Annotated in this window: 25 protein-coding genes; 18 read left to right on the top strand and 7 right to left on the bottom strand. The window is 39.7% G+C overall.

The window, feature by feature from the left end:
- Positions 1–11 precede the first annotated feature (11 nt).
- The 13 genes from rsmA to M3P19_RS11295 all read left to right on the top strand — a co-directional run bounded on the left by rsmA (position 12) and on the right by M3P19_RS11295 (position 7,765).
- Positions 12–884, top strand: coding sequence for a 16S rRNA (adenine(1518)-N(6)/adenine(1519)-N(6))-dimethyltransferase RsmA (gene rsmA, locus M3P19_RS11355; RefSeq protein ID WP_249657785.1), 873 nt, complete (start codon positions 12–14; stop codon positions 882–884).
- Positions 871–2,223, top strand: coding sequence for a magnesium transporter (gene mgtE, locus M3P19_RS11350; RefSeq protein WP_249657784.1), 1,353 nt, complete (start codon positions 871–873; stop codon positions 2,221–2,223). Before rsmA ends, mgtE begins: the two co-directional genes overlap by 14 nt.
- Before the next feature lie 10 nt (positions 2,224–2,233).
- Positions 2,234–2,599 (top strand): cupin domain-containing protein, encoded by a 366-nt coding sequence (locus M3P19_RS11345; RefSeq protein ID WP_249657783.1) that lies wholly within the window; start codon positions 2,234–2,236, stop codon positions 2,597–2,599.
- 19 nt (positions 2,600–2,618) lie between these two features.
- Positions 2,619–3,551, top strand: a complete 933-nt coding sequence (locus tag M3P19_RS11340; protein WP_249657782.1) for a 2-hydroxyacid dehydrogenase — start codon at positions 2,619–2,621, stop codon at positions 3,549–3,551.
- Positions 3,552–3,560: 9 nt separating this feature from the next.
- A complete protein-coding gene (locus M3P19_RS16920; protein WP_313791624.1) occupies positions 3,561–3,971 on the top strand; it encodes a response regulator transcription factor in 411 nt (136 codons plus the stop codon).
- A gap of 105 nt (positions 3,972–4,076) precedes the next feature.
- Positions 4,077–4,583 (top strand): DUF4199 domain-containing protein, encoded by a 507-nt coding sequence (locus M3P19_RS11330; protein WP_249657781.1) that lies wholly within the window; start codon positions 4,077–4,079, stop codon positions 4,581–4,583.
- A gap of 9 nt (positions 4,584–4,592) precedes the next feature.
- Entirely contained in the window at positions 4,593–5,048 is a 456-nt protein-coding gene (locus M3P19_RS11325) for a DUF1801 domain-containing protein (protein ID WP_249657780.1), read from the top strand.
- A gap of 1 nt (position 5,049) precedes the next feature.
- Entirely contained in the window at positions 5,050–5,436 is a 387-nt protein-coding gene (locus M3P19_RS11320; RefSeq protein WP_249657779.1) for a VOC family protein, read from the top strand.
- A 53-nt stretch (positions 5,437–5,489) separates the two neighbouring features.
- A complete protein-coding gene (locus M3P19_RS11315; RefSeq protein ID WP_249657778.1) occupies positions 5,490–5,897 on the top strand; it encodes a YtxH domain-containing protein in 408 nt (135 codons plus the stop codon).
- Between the two features lie 103 nt (positions 5,898–6,000).
- On the top strand, positions 6,001–6,330 hold the full coding sequence (locus M3P19_RS11310) for an ArsR/SmtB family transcription factor (protein ID WP_249657777.1): 330 nt from the start codon (positions 6,001–6,003) through the stop codon (positions 6,328–6,330).
- Entirely contained in the window at positions 6,327–6,824 is a 498-nt protein-coding gene (locus M3P19_RS11305) for a DUF6428 family protein (protein WP_249657776.1), read from the top strand. The genes M3P19_RS11310 and M3P19_RS11305 overlap by 4 nt, the downstream gene beginning before the upstream one ends.
- Before the next feature lie 11 nt (positions 6,825–6,835).
- Positions 6,836–7,327 (top strand): GNAT family N-acetyltransferase, encoded by a 492-nt coding sequence (locus M3P19_RS11300; protein WP_417953871.1) that lies wholly within the window; start codon positions 6,836–6,838, stop codon positions 7,325–7,327.
- A gap of 15 nt (positions 7,328–7,342) precedes the next feature.
- Positions 7,343–7,765, top strand: coding sequence for an arsenate reductase ArsC (locus tag M3P19_RS11295; RefSeq protein WP_249657774.1), 423 nt, complete (start codon positions 7,343–7,345; stop codon positions 7,763–7,765).
- 20 nt (positions 7,766–7,785) lie between these two features.
- Here M3P19_RS11295 and M3P19_RS11290 read toward each other — a convergent pair whose 3' ends face one another.
- The 3 genes from M3P19_RS11290 to M3P19_RS11280 form a co-directional block, all read right to left on the bottom strand.
- A complete protein-coding gene (locus M3P19_RS11290) occupies positions 7,786–9,603 on the bottom strand; it encodes a GNAT family N-acyltransferase (protein ID WP_249657773.1) in 1,818 nt (605 codons plus the stop codon).
- Positions 9,604–9,680: 77 nt separating this feature from the next.
- Positions 9,681–10,928 (bottom strand): aspartate kinase, encoded by a 1,248-nt coding sequence (locus tag M3P19_RS11285; protein ID WP_249657772.1) that lies wholly within the window; start codon positions 10,926–10,928, stop codon positions 9,681–9,683.
- A gap of 18 nt (positions 10,929–10,946) precedes the next feature.
- Positions 10,947–11,441, bottom strand: coding sequence for a GNAT family N-acetyltransferase (locus M3P19_RS11280; RefSeq protein ID WP_249657771.1), 495 nt, complete (start codon positions 11,439–11,441; stop codon positions 10,947–10,949).
- Between the two features lie 114 nt (positions 11,442–11,555).
- On the opposite strand from M3P19_RS11280, the gene fbp reads away from it, so the two are divergent.
- Positions 11,556–12,560, top strand: coding sequence for a class 1 fructose-bisphosphatase (gene fbp / locus M3P19_RS11275; RefSeq protein ID WP_249657770.1), 1,005 nt, complete (start codon positions 11,556–11,558; stop codon positions 12,558–12,560).
- On the opposite strand, the gene M3P19_RS11270 is transcribed toward fbp, so the two are convergent.
- The gene (locus M3P19_RS11270) at positions 12,561–12,983 is read right to left on the bottom strand and encodes a TerB family tellurite resistance protein (RefSeq protein WP_249657769.1); all 423 of its coding nucleotides are present in this window, start codon (positions 12,981–12,983) and stop codon (positions 12,561–12,563) included.
- A 108-nt stretch (positions 12,984–13,091) separates the two neighbouring features.
- Here M3P19_RS11270 and M3P19_RS11265 point away from each other — a divergent pair, with 108 nt between their 5' ends.
- The 3 genes from M3P19_RS11265 (at position 13,092) to mfd (ending at position 19,664) form a co-directional block, all read left to right on the top strand.
- Positions 13,092–15,554, top strand: coding sequence for a ligase-associated DNA damage response DEXH box helicase (locus M3P19_RS11265; RefSeq protein ID WP_249657839.1), 2,463 nt, complete (start codon positions 13,092–13,094; stop codon positions 15,552–15,554).
- A complete protein-coding gene (pdeM, locus tag M3P19_RS11260; protein WP_249657768.1) occupies positions 15,551–16,183 on the top strand; it encodes a ligase-associated DNA damage response endonuclease PdeM in 633 nt (210 codons plus the stop codon). The genes M3P19_RS11265 and pdeM overlap by 4 nt, the downstream gene beginning before the upstream one ends.
- Before the next feature lie 94 nt (positions 16,184–16,277).
- On the top strand, positions 16,278–19,664 hold the full coding sequence (mfd, locus tag M3P19_RS11255) for a transcription-repair coupling factor (protein ID WP_249657767.1): 3,387 nt from the start codon (positions 16,278–16,280) through the stop codon (positions 19,662–19,664).
- Here mfd and M3P19_RS11250 read toward each other — a convergent pair whose 3' ends face one another.
- Positions 19,665–20,363 (bottom strand): hypothetical protein, encoded by a 699-nt coding sequence (locus M3P19_RS11250; RefSeq protein WP_249657766.1) that lies wholly within the window; start codon positions 20,361–20,363, stop codon positions 19,665–19,667.
- A 47-nt stretch (positions 20,364–20,410) separates the two neighbouring features.
- Entirely contained in the window at positions 20,411–21,223 is an 813-nt protein-coding gene (locus M3P19_RS11245; RefSeq protein ID WP_249657765.1) for a helix-turn-helix domain-containing protein, read from the bottom strand.
- Positions 21,224–21,382: 159 nt separating this feature from the next.
- On the opposite strand from M3P19_RS11245, the gene M3P19_RS11240 reads away from it, so the two are divergent.
- Positions 21,383–22,081, top strand: a complete 699-nt coding sequence (locus tag M3P19_RS11240; protein ID WP_249657764.1) for an adenine nucleotide alpha hydrolase — start codon at positions 21,383–21,385, stop codon at positions 22,079–22,081.
- On the opposite strand, the gene M3P19_RS11235 is transcribed toward M3P19_RS11240, so the two are convergent.
- The gene (locus tag M3P19_RS11235; protein ID WP_249657763.1) at positions 22,073–23,227 is read right to left on the bottom strand and encodes a serine hydrolase domain-containing protein; all 1,155 of its coding nucleotides are present in this window, start codon (positions 23,225–23,227) and stop codon (positions 22,073–22,075) included. The genes M3P19_RS11240 and M3P19_RS11235 overlap by 9 nt on opposite strands.
- Positions 23,228–23,245: the final 18 nt, after the last annotated feature.

The raw sequence follows: 23,245 nt of genomic DNA, 5'->3' as shown, positions 1-23,245 counted from the left end.
AAACGTGTCCCGTGTCTAAAAAAAGTAAAAGAAAACTCGGCAATACTAAGCCCCATCGCAAAAGAAATGGACACGTTGAAAATGCGGTAACAGCAAAAAAACACCTAGGGCAGCATTTTTTAAAAGACGAAAGTATCGCACAAAAAATTGCAGAAACACTTTCCTTGAACAACTATCAAAACGTTTTGGAAATAGGTCCTGGGATGGGCGTTCTCACCAAATACCTTCTGCAACGAAATTTGGATCTGGTCGCAATGGATTTGGATGAAGAATCCATCATCTATCTCAACCATAGTTTTCGGTTGGAACATTCGGAATTGTTCAATAAAGGCAACCACCTTACTATTATTGAAGCTGACTTCCTAAAATACGATTTAAAGCAATTGTATGCTGATGAGCAATTTGCAATTACCGGTAATTTCCCATATAACATTTCAAGTCAGATTGTTTTTAAGACGCTCGAAAAGCGAGATCAAATTCCAGAATTTTCAGGCATGTTCCAAAAAGAGGTAGCCCAACGAATTTGTGAAAAACCAGGAAGTAAAACATACGGGATTTTGTCGGTACTTGTGCAGGCTTTTTATGAGGCTGAATATCTTTTTAGTGTTCCGCCGCAAGTTTTTGACCCTCCTCCAAAGGTGCATTCCGGTGTCTTGAAATTAACCCGTAAACCCAATTATCAGCTTTCTTGCGACGAACAATTGTTTTTCAGGGTGGTCAAGGCCGCATTCAACCAAAGGCGCAAGACCCTTCGCAATAGCCTTAAGACATTTAACCTGTCTGATAATCTAAAAGAAGATACTATCTTTGATCAGCGCCCAGAACAGCTCAATGTGGCTGATTTCATTGGGTTAACACAGCAGATAGCCAATGACCCCGTTTAAACTCACAGACGAGCTAATTGTAAACATCAGGCAACTGATTGCGGACAAGAAAAATGCCGCACTACGGTTGATGATGAAAGAATTCCACTATGCAGATATTGCCGAAATAGCGGAAGAGCTCAAAGTGGATGAAGCGACATACCTTATCAAGCTTCTGGATAGCGAAAAGACCTCGGATATCTTGGCAGAAATGGATGAGGACAGCCGTGAAGCGGTATTGAACAATCTGTCTGTTAAGGAAATTGCCGGTGAGCTTGAAGAATTGGATACGGATGATGCAGCAGATATTGTTGGTGAACTTCCAAAGGAAATTGTTCAAGAAGTTATCTCTGAAATTGAGGACAAGGAACATGCGGCGGATATTGTTGACCTACTTCGCTATGATGATAATTCCGCAGGTGGACTTATGGCGAAAGAGTTGGTCAAAGTCAATGAAAATTGGAATGTACTGACGTGCGTTAAGGAAATGCGTGCCCAGGCAGAGAATGTCACCCGCGTACATTCAATTTATGTGGTGGACAATGATGATAAACTTAAAGGGCGTCTATCCTTGAAAGATCTTTTGACAACATCCACCAAAACGCATATTAAGGATGTATATATTCCCAAGGTAGATTCGGTAACGGTCAGTGAAAAATCGGAAGAAGTTGCAAAGATCATGTCCAAATACGATTTGGAAGCAATACCTGTTGTAGACGAAATAGGCAGACTTGTAGGTCGTATCACCATTGATGACATTGTAGATGTTATCAAAGAAGAAGCAGACAAGGATTATCAATTGGCAGCAGGTATTTCGCAAGATGTTGAAGCGGATGATAGCATCTGGGAACTCACACGAGCAAGACTACCGTGGTTGATTCTCGGTTTGTTTGGAGGTTTGGGTGCAGCCGCAATAATGGGTGGTTTTGAAGAAATGATCGCCAAACATGCCATTCTTTTCTTTTTTACACCACTTATCGCTGCGATGGCAGGAAATGTGGGAGTTCAATCGAGTGCGATCATCGTACAGGGTTTGGCCAACGATGACCTAAAAGGCAGTATTAGTGATCGTTTGATCAAAGAAATGCTCTTAGCACTACTGAACGGTTTCATACTTGCTGTTCTCCTCATGATTTTTACTTGGATCTGGCAAGGTGATTTTGCTACAGCAGTGGCAATTTCAGTTTCGTTGATTGCCGTTATCATGGTGGCGGGATTCATAGGCACATTCACACCCCTATTTTTAAACCGCCGTGGAATTGATCCCGCAATAGCTACCGGTCCATTTATCACAACAAGCAATGATATTTTTGGAATCCTCATTTATTTTTGGATCGCCAAATTGATATTGGGCATTTAATCCATTGATCATGAAAACCATCAACCTAAAACAAAAGCATGCGGAGTTTACCAAACAATGGCATCCTCATCAGATTGCGGTAGTAGACGACATGCAGGTGTTGTTGGCTAAATTGGAAGGTGAATTTGTCTGGCATGCCCATGAACACGAAGATGAATTGTTCCAAGTCATAAAAGGCACATTGCATATGCAATTCAGGGATAGAACCGAAATTGTCAACGAAGGCGAAATAATTGTTGTACCCAAAGGCGTAGAACATAATCCCATGACAAAAAATGGAGAAGAAGTACACGTTTTGCTATTCGAAAAATTATCCACAGCTCATACAGGCGACGTGCAACATGAGAAGACCCAGACCGTATATCCGAAAATCTAGGGAATTGTATATTTAGCGAATGAAAGTACTGCACTTAGACACCAACCACCCTTTACTTATTGAGCAGTTTGCCGATTTAGGCTTTGAGAATCATGAAGATTACCATTCATCCAAGGACGAAGTAGAACAAAAAATCGCGGCTTACGATGGAATCGTTATCAGAAGTCGCTTTACCATAGATCGAAAGTTTCTTGACCGTGCCACAAACCTTAAGTTTATTGGCCGTGTTGGTGCCGGTTTGGAGAATATTGATACAGCTTATGCCAAAGAAAAAGGGATTTTTCTTGCTTCGGCTCCAGAAGGTAACCGAAACGCTGTTGGAGAACATGCCCTTGGGATGTTGCTTTCCCTAATGAATAATATGAACAAGGCCAATCGTCAAGTCAAAAAAGGAAAGTGGGACCGAGAAGGTAATCGAGGTGTGGAGTTGGAAGGAAAAACGGTAGGTATTATTGGGTACGGAAATATGGGAAAAGCCTTTGCTAAAAAACTACAAGGATTTGATGTGGAGGTAATCTGCTATGATATTGTAGGAGGTGTAGGTGATGAAAATGCAAGGCAAGTAGGAATCATGGAGTTCCAGCAAAAAGCAGACGTGATCAGCTTGCATGTACCTCAAACCGATTTGACTCAAGGTATGGTGAATAAAGATTTCATCGAAGCTTTCCACAAACCTTTTTGGTTGATCAATACCGCCCGAGGTAAATGTGTTATTACCACAGATTTGGTAGAAGGACTAAAATCTGAAAAAGTACTGGGCGCAGGGTTGGATGTTCTCGAATACGAAAAGAAGTCATTTGAGAACATGTTTGTTCAAAAACCAAAGGCATTCAAATATTTACGCAAGGCCAAAAATGTTCTATTAACACCTCATGTGGCAGGCTGGACAGTGGAAAGCAAAATCAAACTTGCGCAGACTATTGTAGACAAAGTCAAGGATAGATTTTGCTAAATTTAAAGGGTGAAGAAAACCATCTTTGTTTTTTCCGCCCTAATAATCGCATTGCTCATCCTGTTCCAATTGAGCAAATACGCCTATATCTCCGGTGATCTTTCCATTGAATTTGTAATAGCCGTTATTGCCATCGTCTTTTTCATCATAGGTGTGATCATAAATAAAAAGACACTGCGAAAAAAAGCTATTCCAGATATTTCTATAAACACCGAAAAAATAGCAGAGTTGGGCATAAGTAAAAGGGAATATGAGGTTCTTCTTCAAATCTCAAAAGGACAGTCCAACAAAGAAATAGCAGATGAGCTCTTTGTATCTGAAAGCACCGTTAAGACCCACGTTTCCAATTTATTGCTCAAATTGGACGCTAAACGAAGAACACAGGCCATCCAAAAGGCCAAAAACATTGGGATTATTTAGCCCTAGTTCCTGTTCGCTACCATTTCTTATGATTTTGGTACTTTAGTATGAGTGCCAATAGCATCCCCCCCATTACTTTTATTTCAACTTTTAAAAACAATCAAGATGAAAAATACAGTATTGCGATATGGGCTTTATGGAGCCATTACCATTTGTGTTCTTTTCCTTACCAGCTGGTTTCTTTTAAATGAATTGCCTTTTGAAATTCAGGAAATACTTGGATATGCCAGCATGGTCATTTCTTTATCCTTTGTTTATTTTGGGATGAAACATTTTAGAGACCAGGTAAACGAAGGACAGCTTAGTTTCAAAAAGGCCATCACAATCGGAATACTTATTAGTCTTATTACCGCTTTGGCATTTGGTGTATTGGATGTTATTTATACCGAACTTTTGAATCCAGAGTTTATGGAAACCTATTATGAGGCTACTATCAAGAATATGCGCGATTCCCTACCGCCTGAAGAATTTGAATCCCAACTTAAAGAAATACAAGCCCAGAAGGAAACTTTCTCAAATCCACTGTTTTCGTTTGCGCTAATGGCAATGACGGTTTTCGTCATCGGATTCATTATTTCTTTGATTTCCGCCTTGGTGCTACAACGAAAATAAAACAACGATATGACCATAGATGCCAAAACACCAGACGAATACATTAGCAAACTTCCAGATGACCGGAAAGAAGCGGTGGCTAAATTAAGGGACACAATCAGAACCAACATTCCGGATGGCTTTCAGGAATGCATCAGCTACAAAATGATAGGATATGTAGTACCACATTCCCTTTATCCTGATGGGTATCATTGCGACCCGAAACTACCCCTTCCCTTTATCAATTTAGCTTCACAAAAACATTTTGTGGCACTATATCATTCAGGAATCTATGCAGATAAAAACCTATTGGATTGGTTTGTTTCTGAATACCCAAAATATGTAAAAACCAAATTGGACATGGGGAAGAGCTGCATCCGTTTTAAGAAGATGGAGAACATTCCTTACCCTCTAATTGCAGAGCTATGTCAAAAAATGACACCTCAAGCTTGGATTGAATTGTATGAACAAAACATAAAACGATAATATGAAAAATCGAGTAACAGGATTAGGAGGCTTCTTTTTTAAGACCAAAAATCCCGATCAAATTAAAGATTGGTATAAAAATCACCTAGGATTGAACACAGATCAATACGGTTGTACCTTCTGGTGGAAGGATAAAGAAGGTAAGGATTGTTCAACGCAATGGAGCCCTTTTAAAGAAGACACCACTTACTTTCAACCTAGCGAAAAACAGTTTATGATGAATTTTCGTGTTGAAAATTTAGTTGAACTATTAAAAGAATTGAAAAAGGAAGGTGTCACCATTGTCGGTGAAGTTGAAGAGTACAGTTATGGCAAATTTGGATGGATTTTAGATCCTGAAGGCAACAAACTGGAACTCTGGGAACCTGTTGATAAAGCGTTTCTTTAGATAGGGAATAATTTGCTACATTTAAGAACACAATTAACCAACACTTTAATACCATGTCTGAAGAAAACAAAGACTTAGGCGATAAAGCAGAAGAAGCTTTTGACAACGCCAAAGAAGCAGCAAAGGAATTCGGCGAAGATGTAAAAGAAGCATTTGACGCCAACAATCCCGAAAGCGGAAAAACAGTAGCCATCGTTGCACACTTGACATTGATTGGATGGATCATCGCTATTATCATGAATAGTAGCAACAAAACGGAATTGGGTTCATTCTATGTTAGACAAGTACTTGGAATTTTCCTTGTAGGATTGGTCCTAGGGTTTATTCCAATTGTAAACCTTATCGCTTGGATTTTCCCATTCATTCTATGGATTGTAAGTCTAATTGGTGCCATAAACGGAAAACAAAAGCCCGTATTTTTGGTGGGTGAATACTTCCAAAATTGGTTCAAAGGATTATAAAAAGGTTAAAAAAAAGCTAAGAATTCTTTACTTAGCTTTTTTATTTGCTAGCTTCATCGTAATATTGCAATATATAATTTAATGATAAAGGAAGTTGCATAGCATGGGAGTCTCCAAAACACACATCTTCACAACAGCACAAAATGAATTGGCACAAGCTGCTAAGGTTTTAGCACATCCAGCCCGTATTGCAATTCTGCAATATATCAGTCAACAGGAAAATTGTATTTGCAATGATTTGGTGGATGTTATCGGTCTCTCCCAACCAACTATTTCCCAACATCTCAACGAAATAAAAAAAATTGGTCTACTGCAAGGAACTTACGAAGGCAAAAACCTTTGTTATTGTATAGATCCAAAACGTTGGAAGGAATTACATCTATCCTTCGACGCCTTTTTTTCAAATATTAATCAAAATTGTTGTCAAATATGATTACATCCGAATTACTTTCAATTTTAAAACAACATCAAGACAAGAGCTTGAAGTTTGAATACAGCCCTGGAAAATTCGTGGGTGCCAATTACCATATTACAGAAGTCAAGAACATTACCGTTGATGCAGTTGATTGTGGTTCAGGTACGGACTTCTGGAAGGAAACAGTGGTACAATTATGGGAAAGTCCAAAAGAAAAAGATAAGCGGGAATTCATGTCAGCATATAAGGCACTGGCCATTTTAAACAAAGTGGACCGAATGAAATCCATGGTTAGAGAAGCGGAAATAAAATTTGAATATAGCAACGAGACTTTTCATACCGCACAATTGTTTGTGGATGATTATGTGCTAGACGAAAGTAGCTTGACATTTAAATTGGCAGTGCAAAAAACCGACTGTAAAGCCAAGGAAACCTGTGGTGTTGAAGTTGCTGATGAAAGCAAAGCAATGGAAACAACCAACGGCTGTAATCCTGCGAGTGGTTGCTGTTAAATAGTACTATGATGCAAATCCGGGAAATGAAATCATCAGATTGGAACCAAGTGGCCCAAATTTATAATGAGGGTATCGCCACCGGATTTGCAACATTTGAAACCCAAGTTCCTTCTTACAATGATTGGGATAAGGCACATATTGAATCCTGCAGATTGGTAGCGGAGGAAAACGGCATTATTTTAGGTTGGGCAGCACTCTCACCAGTCTCTAGTAGATGTGTATATGGGGGTGTAGGTGAGGTAAGTGTTTACGTAGGTGCTAAAAGCAGGGGAAAGGGATCTGGCAAACAACTCTTGCAAAAACTTATTGAAACCAGTGAAAACGCAGGTTATTGGACGCTTCAATCTGGGGTATTCCCAGAAAATGAAGCTAGTATAAAACTACATGAAAAAGTAGGCTTTCGATACATTGGTAGGCGCGAGCGCGTTGGCAAACTTGCTGGCAAATGGAAAGACAATCTGCTATTTGAGAAAAGAAGTAAAACCATTGGAATAGATTAATCAACTAAAAGAAAAATGAAAAACGTATTGGTTCTTTGTACCGGAAATTCGTGTCGCAGTCAAATGGCACATGGATACCTTAATTATTTTCAAGATGCCCTTGCAAATGTATATAGTGCGGGAATAGAAACACACGGCTTGAATCCAGGTGCTGTTTCCATCATGAAAGAGGACGGTATTGATATTACCCATCATACTTCAAATCATGTGGATGAGTATGAAGGAATTGCATGGGATTACATTATCACAGTGTGTGATCATGCCAAGGAAAATTGTCCTTTTATTCCCGCTCCCAATGCTGAGCGCATCCATCACAACTTTTTTGATCCATCAAAAGTAACTGGGACTGAAGCGGAAAAACACTCGGCCTTTTTAAAGGCGCGAAACGAAATAAAGGAGTTTTGCTCCAATTTTGTAAAGGAAGAGCTACTAAACTAGACTCAGATACGGATAGTTTTTTAGATGGCAGCTGGACCTTGTCCTTCTGCCATTTTTCGTTCCAATTCTGCTTGAAATTCCTCCATAACCGGTTTAACAGTGCTTTCGGGCAAGTCGGCAATTTTAATGTACATCAAGCCATCCACAGAGTTGTTGAAAAGTGGATCCACATTAAAGGCCACCACTTTTGCATTTTGTTTGATGTATTTTTTGATGAGCACTGGTAATCGAAGGCTGCCTGGTTCAACCTCATTGATTAATTTGTCGAACTTGTTCAAATCAGCTTGAGTCTCGTCAAATATGAATTCTTTATCAGCATCTTTCAATTGTACTTTGAATTCCTTTTTGGGTCTAATATATTGGGCAACGTAAGGATCCCAATAATTGGATTTCATAAACTCAATCATCAACGACTTGGAAAAATTTGAAAACTGATTACTGATGCTGACCCCACCAATCAAGTATTTGTGCTCTGGATGTCTCAGTGTGGTGTGTACAATCCCCTTCCAAAGCAAAAACAAAGGCATGGGTTTTTGTTGGTACTCCTTAACAATATAGGCGCGACCCATTTCTATGGATTTTTCCATCATTCCATAGAGTTCCGGCTCAAATCGAAACAAATCCTGAAGGTAAAAACCATCAATTCCATATTCTGTAAAAATCTTGGAACCCAAGCCCATACGATAAGCTCCTACGATGTTCTTTCCTTCATCATCCCATAAAAAAAGATGGTGGTAATAAGAATCAAACTTGTCCAGATCAATGGCGTTGTTGGTACCCTCCCCTACGGCCCTAAAAGTGATTTCACGTTGGCGTCCAATTTCATTTAGGATAAAGGGCATGTCTTGCGCCTGTGCCAAATAAACCTCGTAGTTCTTACTCTGCAGTAAGCGACAATCTTTTTCTCGTAATTTTTCTATTTCACCCTCCAACACCTTTGAACCAACTGGAGTTGCGATTTTTTTAGGAGGTTTCGGTATTTTTAATGTTGTTGGTAATTGATCAATTAATCGTTCTTTCTCGAAAACATTGGCTAAGAGATAGGTCTTTTTGCGTAGCAATTCCGTAAACGACTCCAAACTTTCTTCTTCTTTTTGAGCTGTCACAGATATAGGTTGTCCAATACGGACTTTTATTGGTCTTCGTCGCTGAGAAGTGACTTCTGAAGGTAGTTTGGCCGTTCTAAAAACATCGTTGATTTTAGACAATTTATAGAAAAGCCTACTGTTTCGCGCATGGAAATAAATAGGAACTACAGGTACCTCCGCTTTCCGAATTAATTTTAGAGCAGCCTCTTCCCAAGGCTTGTCCACTACAAGTTTACCATCCTTATAGGTGGAAACTTCACCTGCCGGGAATATACCCAGTGGACGACCTTCGCGTAAATGCAAGAGCGCATTTTTAAAGCCCATCACACTACTCTTGGCATCCTTATGATTTTCAAAAGGATTAACTGGCATTATGAAGGGTTTTAGCGGTTCTATTCTATGGAGTAGAAAGTTTGCGATAATCTTGAAATCGTCGCGCTGTTGAAGCATTAATTTTAGTAACAATACGCCATCAATTCCACCCAACGGATGATTGCTTATTGTGATATACGGCCCTTCTTTTGGCAGACGTTTTAAATCCTCCTCGGGTATTTCAAAGTCAATTTCATAATGCTCGAGAATGGCATCCAAAAATTTGGTGCCAGGCAGGGATTTATTCCGATTGTAAAATCGATTGATGGTGGTGATCTTGGTGGCTACCATTAGCAACCAACCTATAAAGGTTCCTATAAAGCCATACTTGTCAAGATGTATGACCTTTGCAACCTCTTTCGCAGAAACCAGCCCCATAAAAATGATATTAGGTAAGCGTAAAGATAGAAAATTACCATTATCGGGTTGCGGGGAAGTACTACAAGAAAGCGACTTTATTTTACAACAAGCTGAACTGTCTCTTTTCCACGCTGTTCCACAAGAACCGATCTGCCATTTTGTAATGATTTTACAGCATTGTCATCAAAATGACGAATCGTATACAGCGAAACATCTTCGTGACATACCACATTGAACCGCCTTTTAAGCTTATCCAGCATGGGCTGTAATCCATTGAACTTGTTATCTAAGCAAACCGAAAAGCTAATCGCCGAGTTTTGGATCAAATCCACCTTCATCTTATGGTCATGGAACAGTTTAAATATCTCACTGATATTGTTTTCGACGATGAAAGAAAAGTCCAATGACGAGAGTTTAATCAATACCTGATTTTTTTTAACTATAAAACAGGGCACCTTTGGTGAAATACCTTTCCCCTTACCAACTGTAGTTCCATTATTCTTGGGATTGACAAAGGATTTTACATGCAAGGGTATTTCCTTTCTTTGAAGGGGTTGTAGTGTTTTTGGGTGAATTACAGACGCTCCATAGAAAGCCAATTCTATGGCCTCTCGATACGAAATCTGATCCAACAACTGTGTTTCTTCAAAATTTCTCGGGTCTGCATTCAATACCCCAGGCACATCTTTCCAGATGGTGACGGATTGTGCATTAAGACAATAGGCTAAAATTGCAGCAGTGTAATCAGAACCTTCTCTACCCAAAGTGGTAGTGAAATTGTTATCGTCACTACCCAAAAAACCTTGGGTAATGTACAGTTTGGAAGTGTCCAGTTTGGATACGCTATCCTGGGTCAACTCCCAATTGATATTGGCATCACGGTAATTGTTATCTGTTTTGATCAAGTTTCGGACATCTTGCCAATCATTGGATAAGCCAACTTCATTAAGGTATTCGCTAACAATGGTTGTTGAAACCAGTTCCCCGTAACCTACAACTTGATCATAGACAAATGACTTTTTTGGAGATTTATTCCAAGTTAAGAAGCCCTTTACTTCATCAAACAGGGCTTTTACTTTAGCATAAACAGGGTGCGAAGCATTTCCGAATAAATCAGAAAGTATGATTTCATGGAACTCCGACACCTCCTGGATTTGATTTGACACACCTGATTTATCACTAAAATAGGCAGCCACCACTTTCTCCATGGCATTCGTGGTTTTCCCCATTGCTGAAATCACCACTAAAGTGTCCTGATGCCCAACCTCCTTTAATACATTTACTACATTCTTAACACTATCTGCATCTTTTACTGATGCTCCTCCAAACTTGAATACTCTCATTTGTTATTCTTATATCCTTTAATTGAGGGTTACATTTAAACCTTCAACATATGATTTAATGCCGGCTTCATTGAGTTGTACCACATCCCAATCCCGCATAACATTGGCTCCTTTTTTCTCGTAGAACGTGATGGCTGGTTCATTCCAATCCAACACCTCCCAGCTGATTCTTTTAACGCCCAAATCATGTCCATATTTCACAACTTGGTCCAACAACGCTGTTCCCAATCCGCTGCCTCGCATTTCTTTGGCTACAATAAGGTCCTCAAGATGAACCACTGGCCCTTTCCAAGTGGAATACCTTGGATAGATAAGTGCAATCCCCACCAATCGGTCCATCTTTTCAGCAACAAAGCAGTGAAACAGCTTTTTATCCCCAAAGCCATCACGTTGTAAATCTGCAACAGTTACCTCAACTGCGTTAGGTTCCTTTTCAAATAATGCCAGCTCTTGAATCAGCTCCAAAACCTGTGTCATATCTTCTTTTTTTGCGTCTCGAATCAAAAAATCCATATTGTTATAAATAAAACTCAAAGTTATAAATTTCTAAATCTTTATCGAAGCGAAAACGATATAGTATCACAAAATGAACGATATTTGCCATCAAATAAAACAGTCCTATTTTCTATGTCGAGCAAGAACAAAACCCTTGGTGAATTCATTATTGAAAACCAAACTGAATTTCGATATTCCACTGGGGAACTTTCCAAATTGATCAATGCCATTCGATTAGCAGCAAAAGTGGTAAACCATGAAGTGAACAAGGCTGGTCTTGTAGACATTTTAGGAACTGCGGGTGATACCAACATCCAGGGCGAAAATCAGCAAAAGCTCGATGTCTTGGCCAATGAAAAGTTCATACAAACATTAAAAAACAGGGAAATTGTTTGCGGTATCGCTTCTGAGGAAGAAGATGACTTTATTAGCATTAACAGTCAAGATGAAAATCATCAGAACAAATATGTAGTGCTCATTGATCCTTTGGATGGTTCATCTAATATAGACGTAAACGTTTCGGTAGGTACCATCTTTTCGATTTATAGAAGGATTACCCCAGTTGGGACACCGGTTACATTAGATGATTTCCTTCAACCTGGCAAAAACCAAGTTGCTGCCGGATACATTATCTATGGAACATCAACAATGTTGGTCTATACCACCGGTCATGGCGTAAACGGTTTCACTTTAAACCCTGCCATTGGAACTTTTTACCTGTCCCATCCAAACATGCAATTCCCAGAAGATGGCAAAATCTACTCTGTAAACGAAGGGAACTATATCCATTTTCCCCAAGGCGTCAAGGACTACATCAAGTATTGTCAAAAAGAAGAAGGGGATAGACCGTATACCAGTAGATATATTGGATCATTGGTTTCCGATTTCCATAGAAACATGATCAAAGGAGGAATTTATATGTATCCTAAGAGCAGTAAGGCCCAAAAAGGGAAGCTGCGTCTACTGTACGAATGCAATCCAATGGCATTTTTAGCAGAACAAGCCAATGGATTGGCCAGTGATGGGCACCAAAGAATCATGGAGATTCAACCTACCGAACTCCACGAACGTGTTCCTTTTTTCTGTGGAAGCAAGAATATGGTGGAAAAGGCCGAAGAATTCATGGCCAAATCCTAATTACTTTTCCATTAAGAACATATAGTCCTCGAAGTCGATTTTACCCGTGAAAATCGCAATGGATTTGTTTACCAACTTCTCTGCATTTTCAGGAGAATAGCCCAGTCCAACGGCGTACTTCACTATCATTTCCTTCTGCGCATCGTCCAGATTTTTATCGGCCAATGCCATTCCAAAGAAATCGAATAAACGCATCAATCTTCTTTCTGAGCTATGTGGTGTTTCAATCGGATATTTGTTCTCCTTTTTCATTACCTCCTTATAATCTGCATCAGAGATGTTCAATCGAAATGCAAATTTGTCCAGAACGGCTTTTTCGTCATCGGTAATGATACCATCAGCAGCAGCCAAACTTGCCAAAGTGGCAAAATGGGCCAAGTTTCTTTTTTGCTCGCTGTGCTCGTATAGATCTAAAATGGGCATACACTAAAATTTGTTGGGCAAATATAAATCTTAAACCAAGGACGGTAAAATTATCCCCAAAAGAAATTGTAATTTTCTTTCCGCTTGTAATTTTCATAAACGCAACCACTGGAAAAATCCGAATTGTATCATATCGCTGAGTCTTGGTTTCAACAGCAAGGTTGGTCACCTTTTCCATTCCAAAAACAATCTTGGGGTGCGTTTTTGGATGGCAAGCACGGATTACTGAACGCACCAACGGGTAGTGGTAAAACCTACGCATTGTGGTTTCCCATAGTTTTGGATTACATCAACAGAAACCCTGGCTACAAAACCAAGCATAAAAAGGGACTAAAAGCCATCTGGATAACCCCGTTAAGAGCTTTATCCCAAGAAATTAGACAGTCTGCAGAGCGCATTACAAAGGATTTGGAAACGCAAATGACGGTTGGAATCCGTACTGGTGATACCACGACATCGGAAAGGGCTAGACAAAAAAAGTCCATGCCGGATCTATTGATCACAACACCTGAAAGTTTGCATTTGCTCTTATCATCAAAAGGCTATAAAACTGTTTTTAAAAACTGTTCCGCAATAGTAGTGGATGAATGGCATGAATTATTGGGCTCCAAAAGAGGAGTTCAAATGGAATTAGGATTGTCGCGATTAAAAACCATTTGTCCCAATCTGAGAATTTGGGGCATATCCGCAACTATTGGCAATCTAGAACAAGCAAGAGAAGTTTTACTAGGGCCATCTTCACCGCAATTGGCAAATTCAGTTTTGATAAAGGCCAATTTGAACAAAAAAATTGCCGTCAAGAGTATTATTCCTTCCAAAATGGAAACATTTCCCTGGAGAGGCCATTTAGGATTACACCTCTTGGAAGAAGTTGTACCAATCATCAACAACAGTAAAACCACTCTGCTTTTTACCAATACCCGCGGCCAATGTGAAATTTGGTTTCAAAAAATCCTTGAAAAACATCCTGAATATGCGGGGGAGATTGCCATGCACCATGGCAGCATCAATAAGGATACTCGACTTTGGGTGGAGCAAGCCATACGCAATGAAAGCCTTAAAGCGGTTGTCTGTACCTCCAGTTTAGACCTAGGAGTGGATTTTGCACCAGTTGAAACCGTAGTTCAGATTGGCGGACCTAAAGGCGTAGCTCGTTTTCTACAACGTGCTGGCAGGAGTGGTCATAGACCGGGGAAGGAAAGTGTCATCTACTTTTTACCTACACATGCCATTGAACTGATTGAAGCTTCGGCCATGCAAAAAGCAGTTTTGAATGCAGCAGTAGAAGATAGAACACCCTATTTGAACAGTTATGATGTTCTTATCCAATACCTAACCACTTTAGCTGTTTCTGATGGGTTTTATCCCGATGAAATCTTCAATGAAGTGAAACAGACGTTTTGTTTTCAAACATTGACACATGATATCTGGCAATGGTTATTGAATTTTTTGGTCATGGGAAGCCAAAGTTTAAAAAGCTATGATGAATACAAAAAAGTAGAAGTTACGGAAGATGGCAAGTTCAAAGTGAATCTGTTGTCCATTGCTAGGCGCCATCGTTTTCAAATTGGAACTATTGTTGGAGACGCCAGCTTGTCCGTACGCTATCAAAAAGGGGGATACATAGGCACCATTGAAGAGTCTTTTATTTCCAAAATGAACCCTGGTGATGTCTTCACCTTTGCGGGACGAAATTTGGAATTCATTAGAATAAAGGGAATGACTGCCCAAGTGCGAAATTCCCCAAAAAGAAGCAACAAGATTCCTTCATGGATGGGCGGACGACTGAGTTTTTCTGCTAAAATGTCCGAACTACTTCGTCAGGAACTGTATTCGGCCGAACAAGCACTTGACACCCAGGCTCCAGAGATTAGGGCTCTAGCTCCAATGTTTGCCAAACAAAGAGAAGAGAGTATTGTGCCACAACCGGATCAGTTCCTCATTGAGACCTTTAAAACCAATGATGGCTACCATCATATTTTTTATCCATTTGAAGGTAGGGCCATCCATGAAGGAATGAGTAGTCTTTTGGCATATCGCATAAGCCTGTTAAGTCCTATCACCTGCTCATTAGCGTTCAACGATTATGGTTTTGAGTTACTGTCCGATAAATCCATAGACATAGCTGCTGTTTTAGACAATAACCTCTTTACCCCTGGTTATATGCTGTCAGATTTGCAAAAGAGTTTAAATTCCAATGAAATGGCCCGAAGAAAATTTAGGGATATTGCCGTGATTAGTGGCATGGTCTTTACGGGCTACCCTGAAAAAGGGGTAAAAATGAAGCACCTCCAAAGTAGTTCCCAATTGTTGTTCGATGTATTTAAAGACATTGAAGACGACAATCTGCTATACCAACAAGCGTTTACAGAGACGTTTGAGCATCAATTAGAGGAAGGGCGGCTGCGTTTGGCCTTAGAGCGTATTGGTCGGCAAGAAATTATTTGGAAACAATGTACCAATCCTACCCCTTTTTCCTTTCCGATTATCACAGACCGATTGCGTGAAAAGTTATCAAATGAAAAACTGGCCGATCGTATCAAACGAATGACTAAACTGTTGACCAAATGACACAAGAAATACAAATTTTAGGTCAGGAGTTTGTACTTCATCCGTTGGGGGGTCTTTTTTGGAAGGAGAAATCCATGCTGTTGATCAGTGATGTGCATTTGGGTAAGGTGGCACATTTTAGAAAGTTTGGCGCGGCGGTTCCACGTAAGGCCATCCACAAGAACTATGTCCTCTTGGATCAAATCGTGGCCGAATTTGAACCTTTTCAAATCTGTTTTTTAGGGGATTTGTTCCACTCTTCACTAAACAAGGAATGGGACCTGTTTGAAAACTGGGTAGCTAAAACTCCTTCGGAACTGATATTGGTCTCTGGGAATCATGATATTATTTCCCCCTTAAAATTTGAACAACTCGGCATCCCCATTTACAACGAACTTGTGGTTGAAGGGTTTTTACTTACCCATCATCCTGAACAAAGAGATGGGCTATTTAATTTTTGCGGACATATTCATCCAGCCATTAGATTAAGGGGGTTTGGCCGCCAAAATTTAAGACTTGCGTGTTTCTTTCAATCCCAAAATCAGCTTATTTTTCCTGCTTTTGGGGCATTTACTGGTACGCATACTTTGCATCCTAAAAAAGGGGACAAGGTTTTTGCCATTGTAGAAGATGAAGTGATTCAAGTATAGTCAATACCAGACCTTAATTGATCTTGCTGATAAATTTTTAGGAAGCATTGTAACCCAATAGACTTCACTTTATATTTGCAACAAATTTCCAGGATTGACCAAATCGTCCGTTTCCCAATTGTTTGAACAGTCTCCCCAAATCGGGAAACTGCAGGATACTATTAACCAATCCCAAACAGAGGTAGTCCAAATTGAAGCTCGTGGACTTACCGGTTCAGCACTCTCCTTCACCATAGCTTCCCTTTTCAATCAATCCGATTTACCCTTTTTGGTTTTGTTAAACGACAAAGAAGAAGCGGCATACTATCTAAATGATTTGGAACAATTGATTCGCGAGAAAGATGTGCTTTTTTATCCAGGCAGCTATCGTAGACCCTATCAAATTGAAGAAACGGACAATGCCAATGTACTGTTAAGGGCCGAAGTTCTGAATCGTATCAATTCCAGAAAAAAACCAGCAGTGATCATCACCTATCCGGATGCATTGTTCGAAAAAGTGGTCACTAGAAAAGAACTTGATAAAAACACGCTCAAAATCAAGTTGGAGGATACGCTTTCCCTGGATTTTTTAAACGAAGTACTGTTTGAATATCAATTCAAAAGGGTTGATTTTGTAACCGAACCAGGGGAATTTTCCGTGCGCGGTGGCATCGTGGATGTCTTTTCGTTTTCTCATGATGAACCTTACCGCATCGAGTTTTTTGGGGACGAAGTGGACAGTATCCGGACTTTTGATGTGGAAACACAGCTTTCCACCGACAAGGTGAAGAAAATCACCATCATTCCAAATGTAGAGAATAAGTTCCTTCAAGAAACAAGGGAGAGTTTCTTGAAATACATCTCGCCAAAAACGGTGATTTTCGCGAAACACTTGGATTTGGTCTATGCGCGAATCGATTCCTTTTTTGAAAAAGCCGAGGACAATTTCAAAGCGTTAAGCGAGGAAATCAAGCATTCCAAGCCAGAGGAACTTTTCGTCACTTCCTCGCTGTTGAAATCCCAGTTGGGTCAATTCAAGCTTGTTGAAATCGAATCTAAATCTGTGAACGTTGAGGAGAAACTTGGCAAAGAAACAATTGATTTCAACACCAAGCCACAACCTGCTTTCAACAAAAAGTTTGATTTGTTGATAGAAAACCTCAACGACAATCATAGTAAGGGATATTCCAATTTTATTTTCTGCGCTACTGAACAACAGGCAAAACGTTTCAATGATATTTTTCAGGATATTGAACAAGAAGTGCATTACAAAACGGTGGTTTTTCCTATTTACCAAGGATTTATTGACCACACCTTAAAGCTGGCTTGTTATACGGATCATCAAATCTTTGAACGTTACCATAAGTTCCAATTGAAAAATGGTTACGCCAAAAAACAGGCCATTACACTCAAGGAGCTCAATAAACTGGAGATTGGAGACTATGTGACCCATATTGACCATGGTATTGGAAAGTTTGGCGGATTGCAAAAAATTGATGTGGAAGGAAAAAAACAAGAAGCCATTAAATTAGTGTATGGTGACCGGGACATCCTTTATGTCAGTATTCATTCCCTGCATAAAATATCAAAGTTCAATGGCAAGGACGGCGCAGTTCCTAAAATCTACAAATTAGGATCCGCAGCTTGGAAAAAGCTGAAACAAAAAACTAAAAGCAGGGTCAAGAAAATTGCTTTTGACCTCATTAAAGTATATGCCAAAAGACGCCTTGAAAAAGGGTTCCAATATGCTCCCGACAGCTATTTACAGCATGAGCTGGAAGCCTCTTTCATTTATGAAGACACCCCCGATCAGGAGAAGTCAACTCAAGATGTAAAGCGGGACATGGAGAGTGAACGCCCAATGGACCGACTTATCTGTGGGGATGTTGGGTTTGGGAAAACCGAGGTGGCCATAAGAGCTGCTTTTAAAGCGGTGGACAACGGAAAACAAGTGGCTATTTTGGTACCCACCACCATATTGGCTTTTCAGCATAACAATACCTTTAAAAAACGTCTAGGGGATTTGCCGGTAAGTGTAGATTATCTGAATCGCTTTAGGACTGCAAAGGAAAAAAGGGACATTCTTGAACGATTGGCAACTGGGAAAATCGATATTATTATCGGCACACATCAACTGGTCAATAAAAACGTACAATTCAAGGATCTTGGATTGCTCATTGTGGACGAGGAGCAAAAATTCGGTGTGTCGGTGAAGGACAAATTAAAATCCATCAAGGAAAATGTGGATGTCTTGACATTGACGGCTACACCTATACCTAGAACGCTTCAATTCAGTTTGATGGCCGCCAGGGATTTATCCGTAATCAATACCCCGCCACCAAACCGATATCCCATTGAAAGTAGGGTTATTCGTTTTAACGAAGAAATTATACGTGACGCTGTTTCCTATGAAATTCAAAGAGGCGGGCAAGTATTCTTTATCCATAACCGTATAGAAAATATAAAAGAAGTAGCTGGAATGATACAACGGCTGGTGCCCGATGCCAAAATAGGTATTGGACATGGTCAAATGGAGGGCAAGAAATTGGAACAGCTGATGATTGGTTTCATGAACGGTGAATTTGATGTGTTGGTTTCAACAACGATTGTAGAAAGTGGCTTGGACGTCACCAATGCAAATACCATTTTCATACACAACGCCAACAATTTTGGATTGAGTGATTTGCACCAAATGCGAGGTCGAGTGGGTAGAAGCAACAAAAAGGCATTTTGTTTTTTCATAACCCCACCTTATGAGGTGATGACTCCAGATGCCAGAAAGCGAATTGAAGCATTGGAACAATTCACGGATTTAGGTAGTGGCTTCAATATTGCCATGAAGGATTTGGAAATTAGGGGCGCAGGTGATCTTTTAGGGGGTGAGCAAAGTGGTTTCATAAATGAAATTGGCTTTGAAACCTATCAAAAAATCCTTTCCGAAGCTATTGAGGAACTAAAGGAAAATGAGTTCAAGGAACTTTACGAAGAGGTAGAAGGAAATAAACCTAAAACATTTATCAAGGATACCCAACTTGACACAGATTTTGAATTGCTGTATCCGGATGATTACATCAACAATATTACAGAACGCTTGAATCTATATACCCAATTGAATGCGGTAATAGATGAAGAAGGACTTCAATCTTATGAAAATCAGTTGGTGGATCGCTTTGGGGAATTGCCCACTCCTGCAGTGGACTTGCTCAACTCAGTCCGTATCAAATGGATTGCAAATGACATAGGATTGGAAAAAGTAGTCTTGAAAAAAGGTAAATTCATTGGATACTTTATAGCTGACCAACAATCGGAATTTTATCAGAGTCCGGTTTTTACCAACATACTAAAATATGTACAGCACAATCCTGGTAAGTGTCAGCTCAAGGAAAAACAAACCAGAAATGGACTACGACTTTTACTAGTGTTCGACCAAATTGAATCCATTGAAAAAGCCTTACTAGTATTGACCCCTTTTCGTCGGAAAAAGGAGTCGGCAGAAGTTTGATTAGGATTTGTAAATGTAATCTAGGACTTTGATCAAATCGTCTTCCGAAGTAAGATTTAATTTTTCTTGCTTTATATAACCTTTAAGGGCTTTATGCCTGCTTTTTGCAAAGACTTGTACAAATTTGTTAGTACTGCTCGGTAAATGAACCAAAGCTTTCTTTTCGTCGGCGCCAACCCTTAGATAGTAGTATGGTTTTATTTTTTCAAATCGTGCTGGCTTTTCAGCCTTGTAACCTTCTGCTTTTTCCTTTTTGAAATACTTGATCCGTTCTTTAAGGAACAAACTGTATTTGTCATTTTTTTCTACGGACTGAAAAAAGGCATTCCCGTAGTTTCCTTTGGGTTTTACATAACGAGCAGCTTCATAATTTTTGTCGCTACCATCTGACAAGGCAATGCTATTTTTACGTTCATTGGACAGCTCTATGACCCGGTCTTCACTTACCCATACTTCGGCAGTTTCCTTGTGCGCGTTGATACGGACCAAATAAGTCTTTTTGGAATCATTGATTTTAGCAGGTGTGAATTTAGGATTCAAATACGGAGACCCTTCATCACTCTCATACAATTTGGTGTAGAGCGAAGGAACATAGTATACACCATAAATATTATCTGTCAATTGATTCTGAGCGTAACCTTGAAAACAGAGTAACAAGGTAAAAGCCAAAAGTGCGGAATAGAGTGAATATTTTTTCATTTTTGATTGATTTAGAGTGTGTTATACACTTCTAAAAGCTACAAAAATTATTCCATTTTTTCTTTTACCAACAGCGCGATTTTAAATAGCAGCACCATTTCTAAAATTGCCGTTGGAAAAAACAACACCAATCCAAGAATTGACAGCACCAACGTCATCAAACAAAAAGACATAATAAATTCACTGACGCCTGCAGCAAAAGCAATTGGACCCAACTTTTTACTTGATTTTAAAATCGAGGTCCCGAACAGCATTCCCAAAATACCAAAGACCAATCCCTCCGCCATGAAAACCACTTCAATTTCCAAAACCTCATTGAATAAAGAAAAGATATCGTATCCATAAAACACGACTAAAGTGACCATGTAGATCACCACAACAATTTTCATCAAATAGTTGCCGAGTATTTTTCCTGCCACCAAATATCCATAGAAGAACAGAAGATTGAACACCAACACAAAGCACTTGATTCCGACGTGACCCCAGAGACCAAATATCAATTCTCCATCTTCCACTCTAAGATAGTCGGCCATGCCTTCAAATATAGCCATGATCAAAAAAAGTATACCTGAAACCCAAGCCCATGTCAATAACGTATGAACAGACTTGGATTCCTGTTTAGAAATTGGCCCAAGTAGAGAATCTGAATGCTGCCCATTGCTATCTTGTAGGTTTTCAAGGTCTTGGTCCAAAGCAGACAGAATGGTCTTTATTGTGTAGCTACGAGGCGTTACGTCTCCATTTTCTATCCGCTGAAGTGTACGGACATTAATATTACATCGCTCAACCAACTCTTCTTGGGTAAATCCCTTTTCCTTTCTGAGCTGACTAATTCGTTTTCCTAATTCTGGCTGTTTCATGACGAATCTTAATTTGAATAGCACAATGTTAAATGGCAACTCACAGCTATACAAAAAATAGTGCTGTATTTCACCCGACATTTACACGGCATTATAGACAGATGCTTCAATTTACTGTATTCATAAAATAGAAACAACCAAATGACATATCTTCGAATTATGCCAGCAAGAACATACTTCAATTGGAGTTCAGGAAAAGATTCGGCCATGGCCCTATATCTACTTCTGCAGCAGGAAAAATATCAAGTAGACCGATTGTTAACAACGGTTAATGCGCATTATGACCGTGTGTCCATGCATGGTTTGAAAAGGGATGTTTTGATTGCCCAGACCAAATCCATTGGATTGCCCTTGGACATAGTTGAAGTTCCCGAGCAACCCAGCATGGAAGAATACAATTTTTTGATGCGAGCCAAAATCCTGGGTTTGGTTGCTGAAGGATACACTCATGCCGCCTTTGGGGATATCTTTTTGGAAGATTTAAAAGTGTATCGGGAACAAATGTTATCCAAATTAGACATTGAAGCAATTTTTCCCATCTGGAAAAAAGACACTAAAGAATTGTATCAAGAATTTATAACGCAAGGTTTCCGCACAGTAATCGTTTGCCTCAATAACGAGCTATTGGATGAATCATTTCTTGGCCGCCAACTCAGTATGGAACTTCTGGAAGAATTACCTGTAGAAGTTGATCCATGTGGGGAAAACGGGGAATTCCACACATTTTGCTTTGATGGTCCAATTTTTAAGAACCCTATCAACTTTAAACTCGGTAAAAAAGTTTTTAAAAACTATACCAATCCATCGGATGCTTCCAAAAACATCCGATTTGGATTTTGTGATATTGTGTTAGAATGATTCGTACACCAATTTGGCAAATTCTCCAGCTTTTCTTGGTTCCAACCATCTAGTGACAATTATCAAACCATTCTCTTGGTCTACAATGATGAAGTTACCACCAAAACCAGCCGCATAAAAGACGTTTTCTGGTACGCCAGACCAATGTTCTTCGCCTTTTTTATTCAACCACCACATGTATCCGTAATTTACATTTGGTTTTGAAGATTGCGTTGCCTTTTTTATCCAGTTTTCACTGATAATCTGATGATTCTTCCATTTACCATCGTTTAGGAAAACCATTCCAAACCGCGCCATGTCCGAAGCACTAATGAAGATTCCGGCCCCAGAATGTCCTCCCCCGGTTACAGATTGCATTTTCATACCATCAATAACTGTCCAAGCGTGATCATAACCATACCATCTCCATGTTGTTGAAGCTCCTATTTTATCCATGACATTTTCCTTGAGGATCTGCGGAAGTGGTTTCCGCCAAACTTGGGTAAGTGAGTACGCCAAAACATTGACACGAACATCGTTGTACTCCATAACGGTTCCGGGTTCATTCAACTTACGAAACCTCCAATCATCCAAACCACCTTCCCGTGGGGGTCTATCTGCCCAGTCTTCCAAGCCCCAAAGTTCTCCAGACCAATCTGAGTTTTGTTGTAATAGGTGCTCCCAGTTGATTTTACTATTGTGTGCACCATCAAATGTTCCGTCCCAAACGTATTTTCCAATTTTATCTTCAACGTTAGAAATGAGTCCTTGGTCAACCGCCAAGCCAGCCATAGTGGACAAAAAACTTTTGGTGACACTGAATGTCATGTCCACACGATCTATATCACCCCAAGATGCGAGTAAATACCCGTCTTTGAGAATTAATCCTGCAGGACCTCCACGTTCTTTTGTAGGACCCAAAATATCGTGAAAGGGCTCGCGCTCAAATCCTTTGATAATCGCCTGTTTTAAATCTCTTGACCCAGAATATTCATTGGATTCCGCAAAGTTTACAGCAGCTTCGAGTTTATCCACATTGTAATCAAACTGATTGTTTTCAGCCTTCTTCCAAACGTTGTTTCTATCAGGGAAATTATACTCTTGGCCGTAAGTGGAGTTCAACAGCGCTATGAGCAAAAAGCTCATCAACAATAGGGTTCTTTTCATCACTTTTTGATTTAAAAA

It is taken from the genome of Flagellimonas spongiicola, from assembly GCF_023502425.1.
Taxonomy (GTDB): Bacteria; Bacteroidota; Bacteroidia; order Flavobacteriales; family Flavobacteriaceae; genus Flagellimonas; species Flagellimonas spongiicola.
Note: the sequence above shows the minus strand (reverse complement) of the source record. Positions and strands in the feature narration are given on the sequence as shown.

Coding starts and splice junctions, on each gene's coding strand:
- fbp (WP_249657770.1), top strand. CDS start 11,556: ATGTCGAGCAAGAACAAAACCCTTGGTGAATTCATTATTGAAAACCAA.
- M3P19_RS11325 (WP_249657780.1), top strand. CDS start 4,593: ATGACCATAGATGCCAAAACACCAGACGAATACATTAGCAAACTTCCA.
- M3P19_RS11310 (WP_249657777.1), top strand. CDS start 6,001: ATGGGAGTCTCCAAAACACACATCTTCACAACAGCACAAAATGAATTG.
- M3P19_RS11270 (WP_249657769.1), bottom strand. CDS start 12,983: ATGCCCATTTTAGATCTATACGAGCACAGCGAGCAAAAAAGAAACTTG.
- M3P19_RS11320 (WP_249657779.1), top strand. CDS start 5,050: ATGAAAAATCGAGTAACAGGATTAGGAGGCTTCTTTTTTAAGACCAAA.
- M3P19_RS11300 (WP_417953871.1), top strand. CDS start 6,836: ATGCAAATCCGGGAAATGAAATCATCAGATTGGAACCAAGTGGCCCAA.
- M3P19_RS11295 (WP_249657774.1), top strand. CDS start 7,343: ATGAAAAACGTATTGGTTCTTTGTACCGGAAATTCGTGTCGCAGTCAA.
- M3P19_RS11345 (WP_249657783.1), top strand. CDS start 2,234: ATGAAAACCATCAACCTAAAACAAAAGCATGCGGAGTTTACCAAACAA.
- M3P19_RS11240 (WP_249657764.1), top strand. CDS start 21,383: ATGCCAGCAAGAACATACTTCAATTGGAGTTCAGGAAAAGATTCGGCC.
- M3P19_RS11340 (WP_249657782.1), top strand. CDS start 2,619: ATGAAAGTACTGCACTTAGACACCAACCACCCTTTACTTATTGAGCAG.
- M3P19_RS11330 (WP_249657781.1), top strand. CDS start 4,077: ATGAAAAATACAGTATTGCGATATGGGCTTTATGGAGCCATTACCATT.
- mgtE (WP_249657784.1), top strand. CDS start 871: ATGACCCCGTTTAAACTCACAGACGAGCTAATTGTAAACATCAGGCAA.
- M3P19_RS11285 (WP_249657772.1), bottom strand. CDS start 10,928: ATGAGAGTATTCAAGTTTGGAGGAGCATCAGTAAAAGATGCAGATAGT.
- M3P19_RS11245 (WP_249657765.1), bottom strand. CDS start 21,223: ATGAAACAGCCAGAATTAGGAAAACGAATTAGTCAGCTCAGAAAGGAA.
- pdeM (WP_249657768.1), top strand. CDS start 15,551: ATGACACAAGAAATACAAATTTTAGGTCAGGAGTTTGTACTTCATCCG.
- M3P19_RS11305 (WP_249657776.1), top strand. CDS start 6,327: ATGATTACATCCGAATTACTTTCAATTTTAAAACAACATCAAGACAAG.
- M3P19_RS11280 (WP_249657771.1), bottom strand. CDS start 11,441: ATGGATTTTTTGATTCGAGACGCAAAAAAAGAAGATATGACACAGGTT.
- M3P19_RS11315 (WP_249657778.1), top strand. CDS start 5,490: ATGTCTGAAGAAAACAAAGACTTAGGCGATAAAGCAGAAGAAGCTTTT.
- M3P19_RS11235 (WP_249657763.1), bottom strand. CDS start 23,227: ATGAAAAGAACCCTATTGTTGATGAGCTTTTTGCTCATAGCGCTGTTG.
- M3P19_RS11290 (WP_249657773.1), bottom strand. CDS start 9,603: ATGGGGCTGGTTTCTGCGAAAGAGGTTGCAAAGGTCATACATCTTGAC.
- M3P19_RS11250 (WP_249657766.1), bottom strand. CDS start 20,363: ATGAAAAAATATTCACTCTATTCCGCACTTTTGGCTTTTACCTTGTTA.